Here is a 19453-nt window from a genome sequence, read left to right as displayed (position 1 = left end):
TACCGTCTCAGCTCTGCCGCTCCATGCACACTGCGGTGTGGCCGGAGCTGATGAAGCCGATCTGCTGGGCCGCGGCTTTCGACAGGTCGAGCACGCGTCCCTTGGCGTAGGGGCCGCGGTCGTTGATGCGGACGACGACACTCTTGCCGTTGTCCTTGTTTGTGACCCTGAGCTTGGTGCCGAAGGGAAGCGAACGATGAGCTGCGGTCAGGGCTGACGGATTCATGCGCTCGCCTGAAGCAGTCTTCGAGGTCAGGGCGTACCAGGAAGCGCGGCCGCATTGGGCCGAGGCGGTTCCGGTGGAGGCGACAATCATCATTCCGGCGGTAAGGGTGGCCGCCACGATCGCGGGCTTGGCGTTCTTCATCTTCTGGTTAATGCTCCGTTGTTGAACACACGGAACGGTTTCGGACGAAATGTGGCATTGAATGGGGCAGGCTTCGGGCGGTTCCGTGGCGCGCGCGCACGTTTGGAGTCCGCGGGTAACAGTCTGTCAGCCGGATGCTGCAGTGCAGAAGGAATATCTTCACAATTTGCGTTGCCGCGATGCAGGTGAGCGGCAGAAGTGCCGAAACGCCGTAACTCGGAAATTACATCGCGATGCTTGGGCGGCGGGGCAGGGTTGCGGAATTAACCGGTCATGGGAGACAGCTCGCATGCGAACAATTGCCAACATTGTTGCCGCACTCGCCGTCGTCATCGGCGTGATCTGGATGCTGCAGGGGGGGGCTGCTCGGCGGCAGCTTCATGACCGGGCGCAGCGAGTGGCTCTGGATCGGCTGTGCTGCCGCGCTGGCGGGATGTGCCGGCCTGGCCTGGCTGCGACGCAGCAGGCGCGGCTAGACCGCGCGGCTATTGGTCAGGCCGACGCGCGGTCTCGGCGCGTGCGGATCAAGGTCGCGGCTCCATGCAAATGCGACGGGCGGATAGCGCCTGCGACTCAAGCGCCGGAAATGCGGATTTCATTGAATTTTTTGCATGTTCTTGCGATAATGCAGCCAGTGCGAAGAACGTCCGCTTGAGGAGTTCCACAGGTAAGCACTCATAGTCCTCACGGGCGCTCGAGCTTAACTCGAACGTAGCCAAAAGGACTTTTTGCCATGGCAACTCTCGATAAGATGGCCCCAGCGGGGCTTATGCAACACAGGCGCTGGGAGGACATCGCGTCGATGATCCTCGGCGCGATGATCATCGTGTCGCCGCTATGGTTCCGGCAAACCGACATGACGACAATGATGGCGACTACCGCGGTGATTGGTGCCGCGATTGTCGTGCTTTCCGGACTGGAGCAGATCTTCCTGCGGCGCTGGGAGGAAATCCTGTCGCTGTTCTGCGGGATCTGGATGATGGTGCAGCCATTCGTCTTCGCCTATGGCGCGCCGTTGCGCAGTTGGCATATCGGGCTCGGCGCCGCCGTCGCCTTGCTGGCAATCCTGGAACTCTGGCAGGACCGCAACCGCAACCTTGAAGCCTGATGCTCGACGGCTGAATGACGCCTGGCCCCCGGAGATTGGGGCGGGGGCTTTTCTCTCGAACGAAGCGATGCTGTTTGGGCTGTAGTCCCGGAGCGGCTGGGGAAAATCCATTCCCCGCCAACGAGCCGGAATTCAGGCAACAAAAAAGCCCGGCGAACCGGGCTTCTTGAATGTTTCTGGACAGATGAACTGTCTGAAACAGGAAATTGGTGCCCAGAAGAGGACTCGAACCTCCACGCCTCGCGGCACACGGACCTGAACCGTGCGCGTCTACCAATTCCGCCATCTGGGCTGGTGGGCGGTGATGTAAGCGGGCGAAGCGACTGTGTCAACGCGCTTTTTCAGCTTTTGTCGAGGAATGTCGCGACAGGCCCGTTTTGTCGCATTTTGGCGCTCCGGCTGACGTTGCGGCATGCGGCATTCTAAAGCCGGCGAAGGGGCGGGAGCCGCGAATCGCAACTCCCGTGTCGGCTCAGGCCAGCACTTCCTTGGAAGCAACGGTCGAATCAGCGTTGAGCTTGTAGACGATCGGCACGCCGGTCCCGAGTTCGAGCTTGAGGATCTCCTCGCTGGAAATTCCGTCCAACGCCATGATCAGGGCGCGCAGCGAATTGCCGTGGGCTGCGACCAGCACCGTGCCGCCCGACAGCACGTGCTTCTGCATGTCGTGCAAATAGTAGGGCCAGACGCGGGCGCCGGTGTCCTTCAGGCTTTCGCCGCCGGGCGGCGGGGTGTCGTAGGAGCGGCGCCAGATATGGACCTGCTCCTCGCCCCATTTGGCGCGGGCGTCGTCCTTGTTGAGGCCGTTGAGGTCGCCATAGTCGCGCTCATTGAGCGCCGCGTTGCGGATGGTCTTGAGATCGCTCTGGCCGAGCACGTCGAGAATGTGCTGGCAGGTGGTCTGGGCGCGCGACAGCGCCGAGGTGAAGGCGATGTCGAACTTCAGGCCGCGCGCCTTGAGTTTCTCGCCGGCAGCCTTGGCTTCGGCGTGGCCCTGTTCGGTCAGGCCGGGATCGCGCCAGCCGGTGAACAGATTCTTGAGATTCCATTCGCTCTGGCCGTGGCGGACGAGCACGAGTGTTCCGGACATTTTTTCTCCCTTGGGTGAGGATGTAGGTTGATCTAGAGGCCGAGCACGTCGCGCATCGAATAGAGACCGGGCTTGCGGCCATGCGCCCAAAGGGCTGCCTTGACGGCGCCGCGCGCGAAGATCGAGCGATCCTCGGCCTGATGGGACATGGTGATGCGTTCGCCAGATCCGGCGAGGATGACCGAATGGTCGCCGACGACGGAGCCGCCACGCAGCGCGGCAAAGCCGATCGCGCCGGTTTCGCGCACGCCGGTATGGCCGTCGCGCACCCGCACACTGTGGTCGGCAAGTGCGATCTTGCGCCCTTCGGCCGCGGCCTCGCCGAGCAGCAGTGCCGTGCCCGAGGGGGCGTCGACCTTGTGGCGGTGGTGCATTTCGAGGATTTCGATGTCGAAGTCGCTGGGTCCCAGCGCCTGCGCCGCCTTCTCGACCAGCACGGCCAGCAGATTGACGCCAAGGCTCATATTGCCTGATTTGACGATGGTGGCATGGCGCGCCGCCGCCGCGATCTGGGCGTCGTGCTCCGGCAGGCAGCCGGTCGTGCCGATGATGTGGGCGATGCGCGCCTGCGCGGCGTAGCCGGCGAATTCGACGGTGGCCGCGGGTGCCGTGAAATCGAGCACGCCGTCGGCCTTGGCGAAGGCGGCGAGCGGATCGTCTGATATCGGCACGTTAATGATGCCGATGCCGGCGAGTTCGCCTGCATCCTTGCCGAGATAGGGCGAGCCGCTGCGCTCGATGGCGCCGACGACGCGCACGCCCTCCATCGCATGCACGGTGCGCAACAGCACCTGCCCCATGCGGCCGGCGGCCCCCACCACAACAAGACCCATTTCGCTCATCGTCAGCTCCCTGCTGCAGCGCCCGCGCGCTGAGCCTCCTCTAGTGCGGTTTCCGCAGTGTCGTCCAGCAGTCCGAGCCCCGCCTCGTCGTGGAGATTGTGGAAGCGGGCATAGATGCTGTTCGGATCGGCCATCAGGCCGGCATGCGTGCCTTCCTCGACCAGCCGGCCGTGATCGAGCACGACGATATGGTCTGCATTGATCACCGTTGAGAGGCGGTGGGCGATGACGATGGTGGTGCGGCCCTTGGTGGCCGTTGCCAGCGCCGCCTGCACGCGGGCCTCCGATTCATTGTCGAGCGCCGACGTCGCCTCATCGAGTAGCAGGATCGGGGCGTTGCGCACGAGGGCGCGAGCGATGGAGATGCGCTGGCGCTGGCCGCCGGAAAGCGTGGCGCCGCTTTCGCCCACCGGCGTATCGTAGCCCTTCGGCTGCTCGCGGATGAAGTCGTCGGCGAAGGCTTGCCGCGCCGCTGCTTCGACCTCGGTGTCGGTGGCGTCGGGGCGGCCGTAGCGGATGTTGTCGCCGATGCTGCCTTCGAACAGAAACGGGTGCTGCGAGACATAGGCGATCTGCTGGCGCAGCGACCGCTTGGTGACGGTCGAGATGTCCTGACCGTCGATCTCGATGAGGCCGCCGCTGACGTCGTAGAAGCGCTGTAGCAGTGCGATCAGCGTCGACTTGCCGGCGCCCGATGCACCGACGATTGCCGTTGTCTTGCCGCCCGGCGCAAGGAAACTCAGGTCGTGCAGCACCGGCGCTTCCGGCCCGTAGCGGAAAGAGACACTGTCGAAGCGGATGTCGCCCTTGCCGACCTCGAGCTGGCCAGCGTCGGCCGCGTCTTCCTGGCGCGGCACGGTGTCGAGCACTTCGTAGATCATGCGGGCATTGACGAGCGCGCGCTCAAGCCCGACCTGGGTGCGGGCGAGGCGGCGAGCCGGGTCATAGGCGAGTATCAAGGCCGTGAGAAAGGCAACGATCGTGCCCGGCGGCTGCGCGCCGAACGTCGCGCGGTAGCCGGCATAGCCGATGACGGCGGCAAAGACGAAACCGCCCAGCATTTCGGAGATCGGCGACAGTCGCTCGGAGACACGGGCGATCTTGTTGGAGCGCGCTTCGGAGTCTGCGACCAGGTCATGCATCTTGCCCGACAGCTGGTCTTCCATGGTGAAGGCCTTGACGATGGCCATGCCCTGGATCGCTTCCTGCATGGCCCCGATCAGGCGCGAATTGACCAGGATGGCATCGTGGTTCAGCCTGCGCAGCCGGCGCATCAGATGGCTGACGAAGAAGACCAGCGGCGGGCCGATCAGAAGCGCAAACAGCGACAGGATCGGATCCTGAAATACCATCACCCCGACCAGTCCGATCAGCGATACGAAGTCGCGGGCGATGGAGGTGACCGTGATGTTGAGGATCGAACGGATGCCGCTGACATTTTCGTTGATCTGGGCGGCGACCTGGCCTGAGCGCGTCGTGGAAAAGAACTCCATGTCGAGCTTCATCAGGTGGTCGAAGAGGCGGCGCTGGTAGCGTGCGACGAGGTTGTTGCCGACCTTGGCCAGGATCACGGCCTGGCCGTAGGTTGCGATGCCCCGCAGCACGAAGGCGGCGGCGATCGACAGGGAGATCAGGACGATGAGGTCGGCGCGCTGGCGGTAGAAGATCTCGTCGATGACATCGCGCATGATCCATGCGGTGAACGCAGTGGTGCCGGCAATCGCGGCCAGAAACGCGGCGGCGAGTACATAATGCCAAACGAAATCGCGACCGTTCTCGGCGGCGATGCGCTTGATGACAGCGTAGACCTCACCGGGAGCTGCCCGGCCGCGTTTTGACTTGTTTGAGTTCAAACCGGTAATCCCATGGGCCTCCCGCACCTCCGCGATGCCCTCTTAGAGCATGACGGCTGATGGGGAAACCGCCTTTTGCCGCGGCTTATGCGCGCCAGCGCCTGTGGCCTGTCTCGATGCCGAACAGCGAGGGCGTGCGTGCATAGGCAGCAAGCCCGGCGAGCGCCGCCAGCGGATGGGTTATGACATAGACCGGCATCGAGCGCATCAGCTCGCGATGCGGGGCCTTGTCCTCGAAGGCGTCGCGGAAATTGCCGGTCTTCAGCGCCGGCACAATTTTCTGGGCGATGCCGCCGGTGAGAAAGACGCCACCCTTGCTCTTGAACACCAGCGCCAGGTCCCCGGCGGTGCGGCCGAGACAGGTGACGAACAACTCCAGCGCTTCCTCGGCGATAGCATCACGGCCGTCGAGTGCGGCAGCGGTGACTTCGGCCGGCTGGGTGAGGGTGGGGACCTTGCCGTCGGCGATTGCCACGGCGCGGTAGGTGTTGACCAGGCCGCGGCCGCACAGGATCTGCTCGCCCGAGATGCGGCCCTCGAGCTTTTCGATATGCGGGAAGACCTCGAAATCGCGCTGAGAGCGCGGGCCGATATCCATGTGGCCGCCCTCGCCGGGGACCGGAATCCAGCGGCCTAGCGCGTGGATGAGGCCGGCGACGCCGAGGCCGGTGCCCGGTCCGAGCACGACGCGGGCCGCACCCGGTTCGGGCTCGCCTCCGCCGATTTTCTCCATGTGCTCGTCGCCGAGTGCCACCACGGCGAGCGCCTGGGCCTCGAAGTCGTTAAGCACCAGTATGTCGGAGAGGCCAATGCTCGAGAACATCTGCCTCGGGCGCACCACCCAGGGGCAGTTGGTCAGCGCGATCTCCTCGCCCTCGACCGGCCCGGCGACCGCCAGCACCGCCGAGCGCGGGCGGATGGGCGAGCCGTCGAGCACGGCGAGGATCGCCTCGTCGATGGTCGGGTAGCTGGCAGTCTGGACGATCTTCGGCTCGCCGGCCGGCCGGTCGGCGCTTTCGACGATGGCAAAGCGTGCATTGGTGCCCCCGATGTCGCCGATCAGGATCGGGAAGGGGAGAGCCTGCGCCTGCTCGCTCTGATGTGACATGCCCGGTTGTGTCCCCAGAATCTGCGACGGCGTTCAGCCGTTCTCTTGGTTTTCCAGCATGATCTCGGCAGTCGCCCGGTTCAACGCCATGGGAATGTCGTAGACGATGGCGAGCCGCGTCAATGCCTTGACATCGACGTCATGCGGCATCGGCGTCAGCGGATCAACGAAGAAGATCAGCGCGTCGATCCGGCCTTCGCTGATCAGCGCGCCGATTTGCTGGTCGCCGCCGAGCGGACCGCTTTTCAGCGGTGTCAGGTTGAGGCCGGGGCAGGCGGCCAGGATGCGCTGGCCGGTCGTGCCGGTGGCGACGATGTGGCAGGTCTGCAGGAACTCGACGTGATCGCCGGCGAAGGCGACCATGTCGTCCTTCTTCTGGTCATGGGCGATGAGCGCGAGGCGCAATGCTGGTGTCACGGTGAAAGTCGACCTGACTGGTTAAATCGGTTGAAATCCTTAGACGGATTTCACCGCTTTTGAAAGTGCGCGCAGCACCGGGGTCAAGGATTTGCCGGGCGTGGACGCGGCAGGGGAATGTCGACCGAAGGCCTGGGCACGAAGGATTTGGCCGTCGCCGGCACGCCTGGGTCAGAAATGACGGGATTGCCCGGTTCCTGCGGCCGGGGCGCAGGCGCAGTGGCGACCGCCGCCGGTGCGCCGGTGCCGTGGTAGGTCACGGCGGCCTCGTTGACCGGGGAGGGTGCGGCGAGCACGGCGCGGCACTCCTTGGGCAGGCTGGCCATGGTCATGATGTCGCGCGCCTTGGGCTTTTCCGGCCCCGTCGCCGGCCGCCACGGCTCCTCGGTGAACCACCAGGCCAGCGATTTGTCGCAGCCGTCGCCGCGTGGCGTCGGATCCTGCTCCTTGCAGCCCTGCGAGCCGGGCTGGCAGCCGATGCGGACGTGGAAATGATAGTCGTGGCCCCAGAACGGCCGGACCTTGCGCAGCCAGGAACGGTCGCCGGTAACGGTGTCGCAGAGCTTCTTCTTGATGCCCGGGTTGACCAGGATGCGCTCGACCTCAGGATAGCTCGCGGCGCGCTGCAAGAGCCGCGCATGCGCTGGGGTCCAGCGCTTGTCGATGACGAGATGGGTCTTGTCGTTGACCATCGAGACCGCGCTCATGTTTTCGCGCTCGGTCGCAGACAGCCTGCGGTCGGGCATCGGCGTGAACCAGATGTCGGCATCGAGGCCGATCTGGTGGGAGGCGTGGCCGGTCAGCATCGGCCCGCCGCGTGGCTGCGAGATGTCGCCGATCAGAAGGCCCGGCCAACCGTCGGCGGTGGCATCACGCGACAGTTTTTCGATCAGCGAGATCATCGCCGGATGGCCCCAGCGCCGATTGCGCGACAGGCGCATGGCCTGCCAGGTCGGCCCGTCGGTGGCAATCGCCATGCCGCCGGAAAAGCAGCCCTTGGAATAGAAGCCGTAGGAGCGGGCGTCGGTGGCGGCGGGCAGCTTCTTCGAACCGAACAGGTCCTTGGCGAGGTCCTCGGCACTTGCCGCCTGCATGTCGAGGCCGACGAGGCCGAGCGTTGCGACCGCCATCGCAAGCCGCGCCGCCTTGCCCAGAAAACCGCTGAAAAATGCCGTCATCAACCCAATCCTCTCCGCCAAGCTTGAGCCACCGTGGTTACCCGAAGGTAAATTCCGGCACCGCTGCCCCTGCCATTTCGTCGCGCCGCACGACCCGGTCAGCCCTCGCGGATCGGGCTGCGCCTGTCGCCTTCGCCTTCGCCGCTCCAACTTCCGTCGGCCCACATGCTGTCCAGCGCCGCCCGGTAGTCGGGAAACCGGAACTGGTAGCCGAGCGCCTTGATCGCGGTGTTGGAGACGCGCTTGTTCTCGCCATAAAAGGACCGCGCCATGGGCGAAAGTTGGGCAGTCTCGAAAGGAATTTCGGGCGGCGGGGCAACCCCCATCAGCTCGGCGGCATAGGCGACCACGTCTTGCGGCGGGGCGGGCTCGTCGTCGGTGACGTTGAAGATGCCGCCATATTCGCCGTCGCCAAGGTGCCAGAGCGCGCCGGCAATGTCCTCGACATGGATGCGGTTGAACACCTGGCCCTGCTTGACCAGCCGCCGGGCGGTGCCGTTGTCGAGATTGACGAAGGCGTTGCGGCCGGGGCCGTAGATGCCCGACAGGCGCAGGATCGCGACCGGGCGGCCGATTTCCTCCCCCAACTCGTGCCATGCCCGTTCGGTGTCGAGACGCATCTGCGAGCGGCCGGGCCTGGGCCGGCATTCGGCGGTTTCGTCGATCCACTTGCCGTCATAGTCGCCATAGACCCCGACGGTGGAGAGATAACCGATCCAGCGCAGCGCCGGCATGTGATGGACGATCGCATCGCGAGCGGCGTTGAGCACCGGGTCGCCATCGTCGCCGGGGGCGGCCGACACCACCAGATGGGTGGTTTCCGACAGCTTGGCCCTGATCTCCGGCGTGAGATGGTCGTCGAAGACGAAGGGTTCGATCCCTGCCGCCTCAAGTCCGGCGAATTTCTCGGCCGAGCGGGTGGTGCCGGCGATGCGCACACCCTCCGGCCGCTGCCGAGCAAAAGCCTTGCCGGAATAGCCGGCGCCGAAGATGAAGATCTTTTGCTCGCTCATGTCTGCGCCCCGTTGGCCTCAAGCGCCGTCCGCCATTCGGCCAGCACGTCCGGATCGGTTTCGGCCGTCAGCGCCTGATGCGCAAGGGCCGAAAACGCCCTGGCCTCGACGAGCCGCGACAGCGCCCACACGGCAGCACCGCGCACGAGGGCCGAGGCATCGCCGAGCAGTGCCTGGCAGGGGTCGACCAACGCGGCGTCGGCGGAGTTGCCGGCGGCGATCAGCACGTTGCGGACAAAACGGTCGCGGCCGATGCGCTTGACCGGGGAGCCCGAGAAGAAGGCGCGGAAGGCTGCATCGTCAAGGGCGAGCAGGTCGGCAAGGCGCGGCTCGCGCAGGTCGTCAAGGGCGGCGAGCTTCTGTTCGGAGGCGGCCTGCGCGAACTTGTTCCACGGGCAGGCGGCGAGGCAGTCGTCGCAGCCATAGATGCGGTTGCCGATTTTCTGGCGGAATTCGAGCGGGATCGGGCCCTTGTTCTCGATGGTGAGATAGGAGATGCAGCGCCGCGCATCGAGCCGGTAGGGCGCGGGGAAGGCGTTTGTCGGGCAGGCGTCGAGGCAGGCGTGACAGGAGCCGCAACGGTCGACCTCGGGCGCGTCGGGGGCTATCTCGGCGGTGGTGAAGATGGTGCCCAAGAACAGCCACGAGCCGAATTCGCGGCTGACGAGATTGGTGTGCTTGCCCTGCCAGCCGAGCCCGGCGGCCTCGGCCAGCGGCTTTTCCATGACCGGGGCTGTGTCGACGAACACCTTCACGTCGCCGCCGGTGCGGGCGACGATTTTTCCTGCGATTTCCTTGAGCCGGCCCTTGATGACGTCGTGGTAGTCGCGGTTGCGGGCGTAGACGGAGATCGCGCCACGGTCGGTCAGGGTCTGCAACTCGCGCGGATCCGTGTCCGGGCCGTAGTTCATCGCCAGAACGATGATCGAGCGCACCTCGGGCCAGAGCGCGGACGGGGCGGCGCGGCGTTCAAGCGTCTCTGCCATCCACGCCATCGAGCCGTGGAAGCCGTCGCCGACGAATTGTGAAAGCCGGGCAGGCGCAAGGGGAATGGCGTCGGGGCGCGTGACGGCAACGGCAGCAAAACCGGCGCGACTTGCCTCGCGCTCGATCAGCTGGCGTAGCGCCGTATCAGAAATCGAGGTCCGCATAGTGCGATGCCGGGGTCAGCCCGCGCACCCGGTCGGTGAGCAGGGGACGGAAGGACGGCCGCGACTTGACGCGCGTATACCATTCGCGCGCCGAGGCGTGTTCGTGCCAGTCGATCTCGCCGAGATAGTCGAGCACCGAAATGGCGGCGGCGGCGGCGAGGTCGGCATAGGTGATGCGCGGGCCGGCCAGCCAGTGGCGCGTGCCGGCGAGCCAGTTGGTGTATTTCATGTGCTGGCGGATGTTGGCGCGGGCCGCACGGATGGCGCCCGAATCGGGCGAGCCGCCGCCGGCCGATTCCGGCATCATCGGCTTCAGCACGCGCTCGCGCACCAGATGACGGGTCACCTCGCTCTCGGTCTTGGTGAGGTACCAATCGGTCAGGCGGCGGATCTCGGCGCGTTCCATCGGGTCTTCGGCAAACAGCCGGCGGTCGCGCTTGAGCACGCCGCGCGTCTCGTCGACATATTCGGAGATGATCATGGCGCCGACGATCGGTACATCGCCCTCGGCGAGCAGCACCGGCAGCGTGCCGGCCGGATTCAGCGCCAGGAATTCCTTGCGCCGGGTCCAGGGCTTTTCCTCGATTAGCGCCAGTTCCTCGCCATATTCGCCGAACGCCAGACGGACGAATCGGCATGTCGCGAACATGGGGTGATGGAAAAGCGTCAGCATGGTCCTGCTAAAATTCGTGATCGGTGGCGCTCTGGCGAATCGCATGTCGCGCCGCTAGAGCTTTCTGGCCCGGCGCGCCGGGCTCTCGGGCGACCCGACCTATAGGGTGAGTTCAGCCCCGTGACAAGCAATCGCGATCGAACGAACTCGCGGGGATGCAATGGATATCCATACACTCTTCAATGCGCTGCTGCTCGGCCTGCTCGAGGGGCTTACCGAATTCATCCCGGTCTCCTCGACCGGCCATATCCTGCTTGCCGGGCATTTCCTCGGCTTCAACTCGACCGGCAAGACCTTCGAGATCCTGATCCAGCTCGGCGCCATCCTGGCGATCCTGTCGGTCTACTGGGCGCGGCTGTGGCAGATGCTGATTACCCTGCCGCGCGATCCGGCCACCCAGCGCTTCGTCGCCGGCATCCTGATTGCCTTCCTGCCGGCGGTGGTGATCGGCGTCCTGGCGCACGACTTCATCAAGACGGTGCTGTTCGAGACGCCGAAGCTGATCTGCATCATGCTGATCCTCGGCGGCTTCGTGCTGCTGTATGTCGACAAGCTCGACCTCAAGCCGAAGTACCACGACGTGACGAAGTTCCCGCTGTCGGTCTATCTCAAGATCGGCCTGTTCCAGTGCCTGGCGATGATCCCCGGCACCTCACGCTCGGGCGCCACCATCGTCGGCTCGATGCTGATGGGCGTGGACAAGCGCGCGGCGGCGGAGTTTTCCTTCTTCCTCGCCATGCCGACCATGGCCGGCGCCTTCGCCTACGACCTCTACAAGAACCGCGACATCCTGTCGGCCGCCGACCTGCCGGTGATCGGCATCGGCTTCATCGCCGCCTTCATCACCGCGCTGTTCGTGGTGCGCCACCTGCTCGACTACGTCTCGCGCAACGGCTACGCGCTGTTCGGCTGGTGGCGTCTGCTGGTCGGCGGCGTGGGGCTGGTTGCGCTGCTGGTCTGGGGGTAGGCTCGGGTTCCCTTCCCCCCACTCACAGTACCCAGACACCCCCACCCTTTATCCCTCCCCACAAGGGGGAGGGAGGACGTCGCCGTCGTGCTCGTCCTGGATGCGGCAGTTCCAGCACCAGGCTGGTCAAATGCGCGCGAGAACCTTGGCTAAAACAGTCCCATCGCCCCGCGCCGCAGCAAATCGAGCGCCAGCACGGTGATGGCGATCTTGAACCACTTGCGAAAACTTTCTTCCGGCATGCGTTCGAGCAGCTTCGTGCCGTAGACGGTGCCGAGATAACCCGAAACGACCATCGCCGCGATCAGCGGCAACCATTCCCAAAAGGCAAAGCCGGCAAGGCCGAAGACGACGATCTTGAGCCCGTGCTGGGCCACCATTCCGGCGGCGTGCGTGGCGACCAGTGCCTTGCGGTCGTTGGCGAAGAACTGCGCAAACAGCACCGACACCAGTGGGCCGGTGGCGCCGACCAGCATGCCGAGCAGGGCGACGACTACGCTCGCCACGGCAAGGCCGGTGCGGGTCAGCTTCTCGATGCCGGGGATCCTGGCCCAGGTGATCGCGATGACGAAGGCGCCGAGCACCAGCTTGAGCGCCGCATCGGGCAGCTGGATCACCACGAAAGCGCCGATGACGGCACCAACTACGCTGCCGGCAATGAAGGGGGCGGCGACATCCATGCGCACATTGGCGCGCTGGTGCCAGGCGCGGCCGGTGTTGGAGCCGAGCTGGACCGCGCCGTGGACGGGGATGAGGGCCGCAACCGGCACGAACAGTCCCATCAGGGTCAGCATGGCGATGCCGCCGCCGACGCCGAAGGCGGCCGTCAGCGCCGAGGTGAAGGCGCTGGCAACGACCAGCAGCCCGGCGACGAGCGGGTCGAGCCCTTGGGGCAGGAAGGAGGTGAGGGCGTCCATGCGCCCTCAGCCCGCTTTCAGGCTTCCGTCCGGCGGGTGAACTGGCCCGTAGTGCGGTAGCGCCAGAGATAGGTGGGCAGGATCGAGGCCGTAGTCTTGGGAGCGATGGCAATGGCGTCGATGGTGCGGCCTTCGTCCTCGGCTGCCTTGGACACGACGTTGTCGGTGCGCAACAGCGTGACCTGGTCCTTGGTCAGCGGCGGATTGGGCAGCAGGCCGAGAACCGACGCCTGCAGCTCGGCCGCCCACCATGGCAGCGGCAGAAGGATGCGCTTGCGACCGATGACCTCGAGCATCTCTTCCATGCACTGCTTGAAGGTGAGAACCTGAGGTCCGCCGAGCTCATAGATCGTGCCACCCTTGACCTTGCCGTCGACGGCGCGGGCGATGGCCTCGGCGACGTCGCCGACATAGATCGGCTGGAAGCGCGTTTCACCACCGCCGATCAGCGGCAGGAACGGCGACAAGCGGGCCATGCTGGCGAAGCGGTTGAAGAAGGCGTCCTCGGGGCCGAAAACGATCGACGGGCGATAGATGACGGCGTCAGGCATGACATCGAGAACGGCCTTTTCGCCACGCGCCTTGGTCTGGGCGTAGACGGATGGGGAGTTTTCGTTGGCGCCGAGGGCCGAGACATGGGTCAGCGTCGCACCGGCGGCGCGCGCCGCCTCGGCGACCGCGCGGGCGCCAAAGTCATGCACTGTGGAAAAGCGCTGGCGGCCGCCCTGATGCAGGATGCCGACGAGGTTGACGACATGGGACGCGCCCTGGACGGCCCGGTCGATCGACCAGCGCACGCGCAGATTGGCCTGCACCGGCTGGATCTGGCCGACATTGCCGAGCGGCTGGACATAGTTGGCGAGATCGGGGCGGCGACAGGCGACACGCACCAGATAGCCGCGCTTGGCCAGCGACCGCACGACATGGCGGCCGAGGAAGCCGGACCCGCCGAAAACGGTGACGAGTTGCGGGGTCTGGAGGATTTCGGTCATCGCTGGCTCCGGTGGCGCCTGAAGGGCTCTTTGGTCAGCGTTTCTTAGCCCGTTTCGCGAAAAAGGCAATCATCGAGCGGCCGCCCGGCAGCGGCCCGCGCCGATCTGGCGCGGGCGGGTCGGTCGCCTTGGGAGGCAATGGGGAGGGTGTTCAGAACTCGCGGCCGAGGCGCGCGTCGACCGAGTGGCGGTTGCCGCCGCGAACGGCGAAGAACAGGAAGATCGCCGCCCACAGGATCGACTTTTCCGCGCCCGAATAGCCCTGGCCCATGGTGACCCAGTGGAACCAGACGGTGACCAGAAGCACGATCATGGCGGCGAAGGCAGCCGGACGGGTGAACAGGCCGATGGCGATCAGGATGCCACCGAAGAATTCGGTGCAGGAGAGCATGAACGACCAGAAGGCGCCGGGATAGAAGCCGAGGCTCTCGACCATGCCGGTCGCGCCGAACGGATCGGAAATCTTGCCCAGGCCGTGGGTGACGAGTGCCACGCCGGCGACGACACGCAGGATCGTCTCGGCGGAATCGTGCAGGCTGGCATAGAGCCCGCTGAGCGCGGGGATGAAAAGGCGGCGGCCGGATTTTTCGGTCGTCAGGGGCAAGGGGAAGTCTCCGTTGGCAGGGCGATGCCTGGTTGGTGTTGCAACGCACCAACGCCCGAACGGTTGCCTCGTCGTCAAGTCAACAAGGTTTGATGGAAAGTTGATCGAAAAGGTATTCTTTTGAGAAATTTTGGAACCTGGCCCTGATCGGGACGTTCCCATTCCAGTGCGGCGGTCCCGTCGCGCCCGATTGGAAAGGAGAACAGCGATGAATTGGAACCAGATCGAAGGCCATTGGGAACAGTTCAAGGGCAAGATCCAGAGCCATTGGGGCAAGCTGACCGACGACGACCTCGATGTCATCAAGGGCCAGCGCAAGGAACTCGCCGGCAAGATCCAGGCCCGCTACGGCAAGGCGCAGGAGGAAGCCGAGAAGGAAATCGACACCTGGCTGAAGCACCATTAGAGCGCCGCGCGTCCATTCGGACGCGCAAAGGACGCTCTAACACTTGAATTTGCGCCGACCGAATTCGGATGCGGCGGGCCTGAGAAACTGGCCCACCATAGGAAGCCCCGATCGATGCGGGGCTTCTTGTTCAATATAGCTCGTCGGCTTGATGCCGCGCCGCAAACTCCGCGATGCGAGCGTGGACGGTTGCCGGGACCGTGACGCCTTCGGCTTCGGAGCGGGCGCGGGCGGCGACTTTGATGGCGCCGGGTATGTGGACGCCGAAATCTCGTGACAGCCGGTCGAGCTGCTCCCGCATGCGCTGCTCGAAACCGGGATCGAACAGTTTCGGGTCGAACGCGAGAACGAACAGCCCGGCTCCGGGCGACTGATTTCCCTGGCTGAACGAGGGCGCATCGAGCGACCAGTTGGCGCCCGATACGCCGGCGGCAAGCACCTCGACCATCAGCGCGATGTTGGCGCCGCGCTGCCCCCCGAAGGCGAGCAGTGCGCCCTTCATCGCCTCGCTTGGGTCGGTGGTGGGATTGCCTTGCGCGTCGAGCGCCCAGCCCTCGGGGATCGCCTCGCCCGCCTGTGCTGCCTTGCGGATGTTGACGAAGGCGGTGGCGCTGGACGACTGGTCGATGACAAGTGGCGGGCCGCTAGCGGCCGGGGCGGCAAGCGATATCGGATTGGTGCAATAGACTGGCCTGGTCGAGCCGGAGCCGGCAAGAAGGGCGGGGCCATTGGCGGCGGCGAACGCCACGAGCCCTGCCTCCGCAAGGCGGCCAGTGAAATAGCCGAGCGCGCCGCAGGTGTAGGAATTCCTCTGCGAAAAGATTGTGACGCCGAACAGCCGTGCTGCCTTGGCGATGTCGTCGAAGACGCGGTCGAAGCCGGTGTGGGCGGCACCGCTCTGAGCGTCCGCCAGGTAGATCGCCAGCGCCGGCCGGGTGATCGCCGGCTCTGCCTTGCCGTCGATGCGGCCGGCCTCGAGCGCCTCCAGATAGTCGATATAGTGACAAAGCCCGACGCTCGGCTGGCCGTCGGCCTCGGCCTCGGCGGCGACGGCGGCAAGGGCGATGGCGCGCGCAGTCTCTTCGCTGGCGCCGGCGCCGAGGGCGGCGGCGATGCACAGAGCCCGCGCCTCGTCGAGGCTGAGGGTGACGGTTTCGGCTTCGGTTTCTGTCATGGGCGTCATCCCAGCCTGGCCGGAATCCGCGCCTCCAGCTTGCGGAAGCCAAGCACGAGGATGCCGGTGATGATCAGATAGACGAGCGCCAATAGCAGCAGCGGCTCGTAGACGATGAAGGTGTCCTGCCGCACGCGCGAGGCGACCGCGTAGATATCAACGACGGTGATGGTGGCGACCAGCGGGGTCGACTTGAGCTGCAGCACCGTTTCGCCCGCGAGCGTGGGCAAGGCGCGGTGTATGGCCTGCGGCAGCCAGATGCGGCGGAAGCGCTTCCAGCGGCTCATGCCGAAGGCGCGCGCGGCCTCCAGCTGCCCCTTCGGCACGCCGGCAAAGGCGCCGCGCATGACCTCGCCCTCGTAAGCCGCGAAAGACAGTGTCAGCGCCACCACCGCATAGGGCCAGGCCTGGCGCAGATAGGGCCACAGTTCGGATTGCCTGACCCACGGGTATTGCGGAAACAGCGAGCCAAGACCGAAATACAACAGCCACAGTTGCAGCAGCAGCGGCGTGCCGCGGATGACGGTGCAGAAGGCCTTTGCCGGCCAGGCGAGCCAGAACGGGCCCGCCGCCTGGGCAAGACCGAGCGGGACGGCAAACGTGAAGCCGATCGCGCAGGTGACGACCAGAATCCAGATGGTGCGCCAGAGCCCGGCCAGGATCAGGCTGTAATAGTCGGGCAGCCAACTCCAGCGCATGAACACCGCCGCTGAAACGAAGAGCGCGAGCCCGACGGCGATCAGGCCGATGCGGTGCGGCAGCAGCCAGTCCTGCAGGCGCTGTCGGGTGGTTGGTGCGTCGGCAAGGCTGATGGTCATGAGCCGCCCTCCGCGATCTCAGGCATGCCGCGTCGCGCCCAGCGCTCGATGCGGCCGATGATGACGTTGGAAAACAGCGTCAGCAGCAGATAGAGCACGCCCGCCGCGACAAAGAAGGTGAAATAAGCCTTGGTGGCGCCCGCCGCCTGCCGGGTTTCGAGCGTCAATTCGTTGAAGCCGACCACGGCCAGCAATGCCGTGTCCTTGGTGGCGATGAGCCAGAGATTGGCGAGGCCGGGGATGGCGAAGGGCAGCATCGCCGGAAGCGTGATGCGGCGCAGCATCTTGCCGGGCGCCATGCCATAGGCGCGCGCGGCCTCGATCTGACCCTGCGGGATTGCGAGGATGGCACCGCGGATGACCTCCGTGGCGTAGGCGCCTTGCACGAAGCCGAGCACGATGATGCCCGCCATCAGCCCGTTGATGTCGATGCGGGTGTAGCCGGCTGCTTCAAGCGCGCGATTGATGAGGTCGGTTCCAGCGTAATAGAGCAGCAGGATCAGCACCAGCTCGGGCACGGCACGCACGACGGTGGTGTAGATTTCCATCAGGTCGCGGACGACCGGGCCGCCGTAGAGCTTGCCATAGGCGCCGGCGGTCCCGATCAGTAATCCGAGCCCGAAGGCGCCGATGGCGATCTGCACGGAATTGGCGAGGCCACGCAGCAGATTGCCGCCCCAGCCGGGCGGCGTGGGCGACAGGAGCTCTATCGCGCTCGATTGCAGCAGCGGGCTCAGCAGGGGTTCGATATCAGTGGTCCTTTGGAGTGCCGCGGATGTCGGGTCCCCCTCCCCCCTTGTGGGGTGGGGTTAGGGGTGGGGGTAGCTGCCTGCCTCAAGGAACCGAGATGTGCGGCCAGCGAGCGGCCATGGACCTCCACCCTCTATCCCTCCCCACAAGGGGGAGGGAGGGTGTCGCCGCCGCGTCTCGTGTCCGTCCGCTCGCGGATCCCCTGGTTGGGTTCGGCGCTTCGGTGCCGTGATCAGCCACCATAGATGTCGAAATCGAAGTAACCCTTCGAGATTTCGTCATACTTGCCGCTGGCGCGGATGCCCTTGATGGCCGCGTTGATCTTTTCCCTGAGATCGCTGTCTTCCTTGCGCAGGCCCACGCCTACACCCTTGCCGAGCACCTCCGGATCGTCGGCGACGTTGCCCTTGAGGTCGCAGCATTGCTTGCCCTGGTCGGTGTTCAGGAAATCTATCAGCGCAATCGAATCGGCCTGCACGGCGTCGACGCGGCCGGCTGCGAGGTCGGCATTGGCCTCGTCCTGGGTCTGATAGATCTTGATCTCCGCCGCGGTCGGCCCAAAGTGCTTCTTGGCGTAGGCCTCGTGGATGGTCGAAACCTGGACACCAATGATCTTGCCCTTCAGTCCCTCGGGCGTGGCGTCGAACGTCTCGCCCTTGGGGCCGATGATGCCCGTGGGGGTGTTGTAGTACTTGTCGGAGAAGGCGATGGTCTTTTCGCGCTCGGCGGTGATCGACATCGAGGCGGCAATCAGGTCGATCTTCTTGGTGGTCAGCGCGGGAATGATGCCGTCCCACGAGATCGGCGTGATCTCGCATTCGAGCTTGGCCTCGTCGCAGAGCGCCTTGGCGATCTTGACCTCCCAGCCGTCCCAGTTGCCCGAAGCGTCGGGCGAAGCGAATGGCGGGTAGGGCTCGGCGGCGATGCCGACCTTGAGCGCCTGGGCTTGGGCGCTTCCCGCGCCCAGGCCGAGGACCAGTGCCAGGGCCGCAGTTGTAAGCAGTGCTTTCATGCTGTCACTCCCGTTGTCGTTGTTTGGATGTTCCCCTGATTTCCTCCGCTCGTCGGGACCTAGCCGATGCTGCGGATGAACTGCCTGAGGCGCTCCGACTTCGGGGCGCCGAAAATCTGCTCGGGCGGGCCTTCCTCCTCGACCTGGCCGTTGCAGAGATAGATCACGTGGGTCGCCACCTCGCGGGCGAACTTCATCTCGTGGGTGACCAGCACCATGGTGCGCCCCTCGCGGGCGAGATCGCCGATCACCTTGAGCACCTCGCCGACCAGCTCGGGGTCGAGTGCCGAGGTCGGCTCGTCGAACAGCATGACGCGCGGCTGGACGGCGAGGGCGCGGGCGATTGCGGCGCGCTGCTGCTGGCCGCCGGACAGGAAGGCGGGGTAGACGTCGCGCTTTTCGGCCAGGCCGACCCGCGCCAGCAGCCTTTCTGCCTCGGCGATGGCATCAGTGCGCCTTATGCCCAGCACATGCACCGGCACCTCGATGACGTTTTCCAGCAGCGTCATGTGGGTCCACAAATTGAAGCTCTGGAACACCATGCCGAGCCGCGAGCGGATGTGCTCGATCTGGCGCCGGTCGGCGGGAATGCAGTCGCCGCGGCCGTTCGGCTTCAGGCGGATTTCTGCGCCATTGATGCGGATGACGCCGCTGGTCGGGTTTTCCAGGCAGTTGATGCAGCGCAGCAGCGTCGACTTGCCCGAACCCGAGCCGCCGATAATCGCCACCACCTCGCCGTCGCGCGCCGACAGCGACACGCCCTTGAGCACATGAAGCTGGCCGAACTTCTTGTGCAGGTTCTCGATGTGGATGGCTTCGGCGGCAGTGCCGCTGGCATGGGCGTGAGGCGTGGCTGCATCCACGGCAGCCATCAGCAACGGCCCCGGCGCGTACACGTCTTCCCGTCAGCTGGCGATCGGCTGCTCATGGTGGCGTCGCGATGTTCCCCTGGCGGTGAAGATGATCGTTGGGCCTTGCGGCGTCAACGGGGCCATTTCCCGCTTATTTTTGTG

Annotated in this window: 21 protein-coding genes and 1 tRNA gene; 3 read left to right on the top strand and 19 right to left on the bottom strand. The window is 65.4% G+C overall.

Annotation, left to right across the window (positions count from 1 at the left end; all coding sequences use genetic code 11):
• Positions 1–7: 7 nt before the first annotated feature.
• Positions 8–367 carry a septal ring lytic transglycosylase RlpA family protein gene (locus ABSY17_RS23540; RefSeq protein ID WP_378946259.1) on the bottom strand — a complete coding sequence of 120 codons (360 nt, stop codon included), beginning with the start codon at positions 365–367 and terminating at the stop codon, positions 8–10.
• A 733-nt stretch (positions 368–1100) separates the two neighbouring features.
• Here ABSY17_RS23540 and ABSY17_RS23535 point away from each other — a divergent pair.
• Complete coding sequence (locus tag ABSY17_RS23535) at positions 1101–1475, top strand: hypothetical protein (RefSeq protein WP_378946256.1); 375 nt, start codon at positions 1101–1103, stop codon at positions 1473–1475.
• A 207-nt stretch (positions 1476–1682) separates the two neighbouring features.
• Here the strand turns inward: ABSY17_RS23535 and ABSY17_RS23530 are convergent.
• The 10 genes from ABSY17_RS23530 to ABSY17_RS23485 form a co-directional block, all read right to left on the bottom strand.
• Positions 1683–1767 (bottom strand) — tRNA-Leu (locus ABSY17_RS23530).
• A gap of 180 nt (positions 1768–1947) precedes the next feature.
• Positions 1948–2565 (bottom strand): 2,3-bisphosphoglycerate-dependent phosphoglycerate mutase, encoded by a 618-nt coding sequence (locus ABSY17_RS23525; protein ID WP_378946254.1) that lies wholly within the window; start codon positions 2563–2565, stop codon positions 1948–1950.
• A 32-nt stretch (positions 2566–2597) separates the two neighbouring features.
• Positions 2598–3407: a 4-hydroxy-tetrahydrodipicolinate reductase gene (dapB, locus tag ABSY17_RS23520; protein ID WP_378946251.1), complete on the bottom strand. Its 810-nt coding sequence runs from the start codon at positions 3405–3407 to the stop codon at positions 2598–2600.
• Between the two features lie 2 nt (positions 3408–3409).
• Complete coding sequence (locus tag ABSY17_RS23515) at positions 3410–5260, bottom strand: ABC transporter ATP-binding protein (RefSeq protein WP_378946248.1); 1851 nt, start codon at positions 5258–5260, stop codon at positions 3410–3412.
• A gap of 85 nt (positions 5261–5345) precedes the next feature.
• The gene (locus tag ABSY17_RS23510) at positions 5346–6368 is read right to left on the bottom strand and encodes a glucokinase (protein WP_378946246.1); all 1023 of its coding nucleotides are present in this window, start codon (positions 6366–6368) and stop codon (positions 5346–5348) included.
• Between the two features lie 33 nt (positions 6369–6401).
• On the bottom strand, positions 6402–6785 hold the full coding sequence (locus ABSY17_RS23505) for a methylglyoxal synthase (RefSeq protein WP_378946243.1): 384 nt from the start codon (positions 6783–6785) through the stop codon (positions 6402–6404).
• Positions 6786–6868: 83 nt separating this feature from the next.
• Entirely contained in the window at positions 6869–7963 is a 1095-nt protein-coding gene (gene mepA, locus ABSY17_RS23500; protein WP_378946240.1) for a penicillin-insensitive murein endopeptidase, read from the bottom strand.
• 98 nt (positions 7964–8061) lie between these two features.
• Entirely contained in the window at positions 8062–8976 is a 915-nt protein-coding gene (locus ABSY17_RS23495) for an SDR family oxidoreductase (RefSeq protein ID WP_378946237.1), read from the bottom strand.
• Positions 8973–10127, bottom strand: coding sequence for a tRNA epoxyqueuosine(34) reductase QueG (gene queG, locus ABSY17_RS23490; protein ID WP_378946234.1), 1155 nt, complete (start codon positions 10125–10127; stop codon positions 8973–8975). Before queG ends, ABSY17_RS23495 begins: the two co-directional genes overlap by 4 nt.
• Positions 10108–10800, bottom strand: a complete 693-nt coding sequence (locus tag ABSY17_RS23485; protein WP_378946232.1) for a glutathione S-transferase family protein — start codon at positions 10798–10800, stop codon at positions 10108–10110. The genes queG and ABSY17_RS23485 overlap by 20 nt, the downstream gene beginning before the upstream one ends.
• A gap of 160 nt (positions 10801–10960) precedes the next feature.
• On the opposite strand from ABSY17_RS23485, the gene ABSY17_RS23480 reads away from it, so the two are divergent.
• Complete coding sequence (locus ABSY17_RS23480; protein ID WP_378946229.1) at positions 10961–11767, top strand: undecaprenyl-diphosphate phosphatase; 807 nt, start codon at positions 10961–10963, stop codon at positions 11765–11767.
• A 149-nt stretch (positions 11768–11916) separates the two neighbouring features.
• Here the strand turns inward: ABSY17_RS23480 and ABSY17_RS23475 are convergent, their stop codons facing one another.
• From ABSY17_RS23475 to ABSY17_RS23465, 3 genes are all read right to left on the bottom strand, one after another.
• Positions 11917–12684, bottom strand: coding sequence for a sulfite exporter TauE/SafE family protein (locus tag ABSY17_RS23475; protein ID WP_378946226.1), 768 nt, complete (start codon positions 12682–12684; stop codon positions 11917–11919).
• 17 nt (positions 12685–12701) lie between these two features.
• Complete coding sequence (locus ABSY17_RS23470; protein ID WP_378946223.1) at positions 12702–13676, bottom strand: complex I NDUFA9 subunit family protein; 975 nt, start codon at positions 13674–13676, stop codon at positions 12702–12704.
• 151 nt (positions 13677–13827) lie between these two features.
• Positions 13828–14280 (bottom strand): DoxX family protein, encoded by a 453-nt coding sequence (locus ABSY17_RS23465; RefSeq protein WP_378946221.1) that lies wholly within the window; start codon positions 14278–14280, stop codon positions 13828–13830.
• Between the two features lie 208 nt (positions 14281–14488).
• Here ABSY17_RS23465 and ABSY17_RS23460 point away from each other — a divergent pair, with 208 nt between their 5' ends.
• The gene (locus ABSY17_RS23460; RefSeq protein ID WP_378946218.1) at positions 14489–14686 is read left to right on the top strand and encodes a CsbD family protein; all 198 of its coding nucleotides are present in this window, start codon (positions 14489–14491) and stop codon (positions 14684–14686) included.
• A 130-nt stretch (positions 14687–14816) separates the two neighbouring features.
• Here ABSY17_RS23460 and ABSY17_RS23455 read toward each other — a convergent pair whose 3' ends face one another.
• The 5 genes from ABSY17_RS23455 to ABSY17_RS23435 form a co-directional block, all read right to left on the bottom strand.
• Positions 14817–15860, bottom strand: a complete 1044-nt coding sequence (locus ABSY17_RS23455; protein WP_378946216.1) for an Ldh family oxidoreductase — start codon at positions 15858–15860, stop codon at positions 14817–14819.
• A gap of 5 nt (positions 15861–15865) precedes the next feature.
• A complete protein-coding gene (locus tag ABSY17_RS23450; RefSeq protein ID WP_378946213.1) occupies positions 15866–16678 on the bottom strand; it encodes an ABC transporter permease in 813 nt (270 codons plus the stop codon).
• The gene (locus ABSY17_RS23445; RefSeq protein ID WP_378952986.1) at positions 16675–17343 is read right to left on the bottom strand and encodes an ABC transporter permease; all 669 of its coding nucleotides are present in this window, start codon (positions 17341–17343) and stop codon (positions 16675–16677) included. The genes ABSY17_RS23450 and ABSY17_RS23445 overlap by 4 nt, the downstream gene beginning before the upstream one ends.
• Before the next feature lie 317 nt (positions 17344–17660).
• Positions 17661–18440 carry a transporter substrate-binding domain-containing protein gene (locus tag ABSY17_RS23440; protein ID WP_378946211.1) on the bottom strand — a complete coding sequence of 260 codons (780 nt, stop codon included), beginning with the start codon at positions 18438–18440 and terminating at the stop codon, positions 17661–17663.
• Between the two features lie 59 nt (positions 18441–18499).
• On the bottom strand, positions 18500–19312 hold the full coding sequence (locus tag ABSY17_RS23435) for an ABC transporter ATP-binding protein (RefSeq protein WP_378946208.1): 813 nt from the start codon (positions 19310–19312) through the stop codon (positions 18500–18502).
• Positions 19313–19453 lie beyond the last annotated feature (141 nt).

Source organism: Mesorhizobium sp. ANAO-SY3R2 (genome assembly GCF_042466635.1).
Lineage (GTDB): Bacteria > Pseudomonadota > Alphaproteobacteria > Rhizobiales > Rhizobiaceae > Aminobacter.
The sequence above is the reverse complement of the archived record's forward strand: the minus strand, read 5'-3'. Positions and strand labels throughout refer to the sequence as shown.

What these genes read in the sequence shown, in the direction of transcription:
- ABSY17_RS23540 (WP_378946259.1), bottom strand. Translation starts at nt 367, where the DNA reads ATGAAGAACGCCAAGCCCGCGATCGTGGCGGCCACCCTTACCGCCGGA.
- ABSY17_RS23535 (WP_378946256.1), top strand. Translation starts at nt 1,101, where the DNA reads ATGGCAACTCTCGATAAGATGGCCCCAGCGGGGCTTATGCAACACAGG.
- ABSY17_RS23525 (WP_378946254.1), bottom strand. Translation starts at nt 2,565, where the DNA reads ATGTCCGGAACACTCGTGCTCGTCCGCCACGGCCAGAGCGAATGGAAT.
- dapB (WP_378946251.1), bottom strand. Translation starts at nt 3,407, where the DNA reads ATGAGCGAAATGGGTCTTGTTGTGGTGGGGGCCGCCGGCCGCATGGGG.
- ABSY17_RS23510 (WP_378946246.1), bottom strand. Translation starts at nt 6,368, where the DNA reads ATGTCACATCAGAGCGAGCAGGCGCAGGCTCTCCCCTTCCCGATCCTG.
- mepA (WP_378946240.1), bottom strand. Translation starts at nt 7,963, where the DNA reads ATGACGGCATTTTTCAGCGGTTTTCTGGGCAAGGCGGCGCGGCTTGCG.
- ABSY17_RS23495 (WP_378946237.1), bottom strand. Translation starts at nt 8,976, where the DNA reads ATGAGCGAGCAAAAGATCTTCATCTTCGGCGCCGGCTATTCCGGCAAG.
- queG (WP_378946234.1), bottom strand. Translation starts at nt 10,127, where the DNA reads ATGCGGACCTCGATTTCTGATACGGCGCTACGCCAGCTGATCGAGCGC.
- ABSY17_RS23485 (WP_378946232.1), bottom strand. Translation starts at nt 10,800, where the DNA reads ATGCTGACGCTTTTCCATCACCCCATGTTCGCGACATGCCGATTCGTC.
- ABSY17_RS23480 (WP_378946229.1), top strand. Translation starts at nt 10,961, where the DNA reads ATGGATATCCATACACTCTTCAATGCGCTGCTGCTCGGCCTGCTCGAG.
- ABSY17_RS23475 (WP_378946226.1), bottom strand. Translation starts at nt 12,684, where the DNA reads ATGGACGCCCTCACCTCCTTCCTGCCCCAAGGGCTCGACCCGCTCGTC.
- ABSY17_RS23470 (WP_378946223.1), bottom strand. Translation starts at nt 13,676, where the DNA reads ATGACCGAAATCCTCCAGACCCCGCAACTCGTCACCGTTTTCGGCGGG.
- ABSY17_RS23460 (WP_378946218.1), top strand. Translation starts at nt 14,489, where the DNA reads ATGAATTGGAACCAGATCGAAGGCCATTGGGAACAGTTCAAGGGCAAG.
- ABSY17_RS23455 (WP_378946216.1), bottom strand. Translation starts at nt 15,860, where the DNA reads ATGACAGAAACCGAAGCCGAAACCGTCACCCTCAGCCTCGACGAGGCG.
- ABSY17_RS23450 (WP_378946213.1), bottom strand. Translation starts at nt 16,678, where the DNA reads ATGACCATCAGCCTTGCCGACGCACCAACCACCCGACAGCGCCTGCAG.
- ABSY17_RS23440 (WP_378946211.1), bottom strand. Translation starts at nt 18,440, where the DNA reads ATGAAAGCACTGCTTACAACTGCGGCCCTGGCACTGGTCCTCGGCCTG.
- ABSY17_RS23435 (WP_378946208.1), bottom strand. Translation starts at nt 19,312, where the DNA reads ATGGCTGCCGTGGATGCAGCCACGCCTCACGCCCATGCCAGCGGCACT.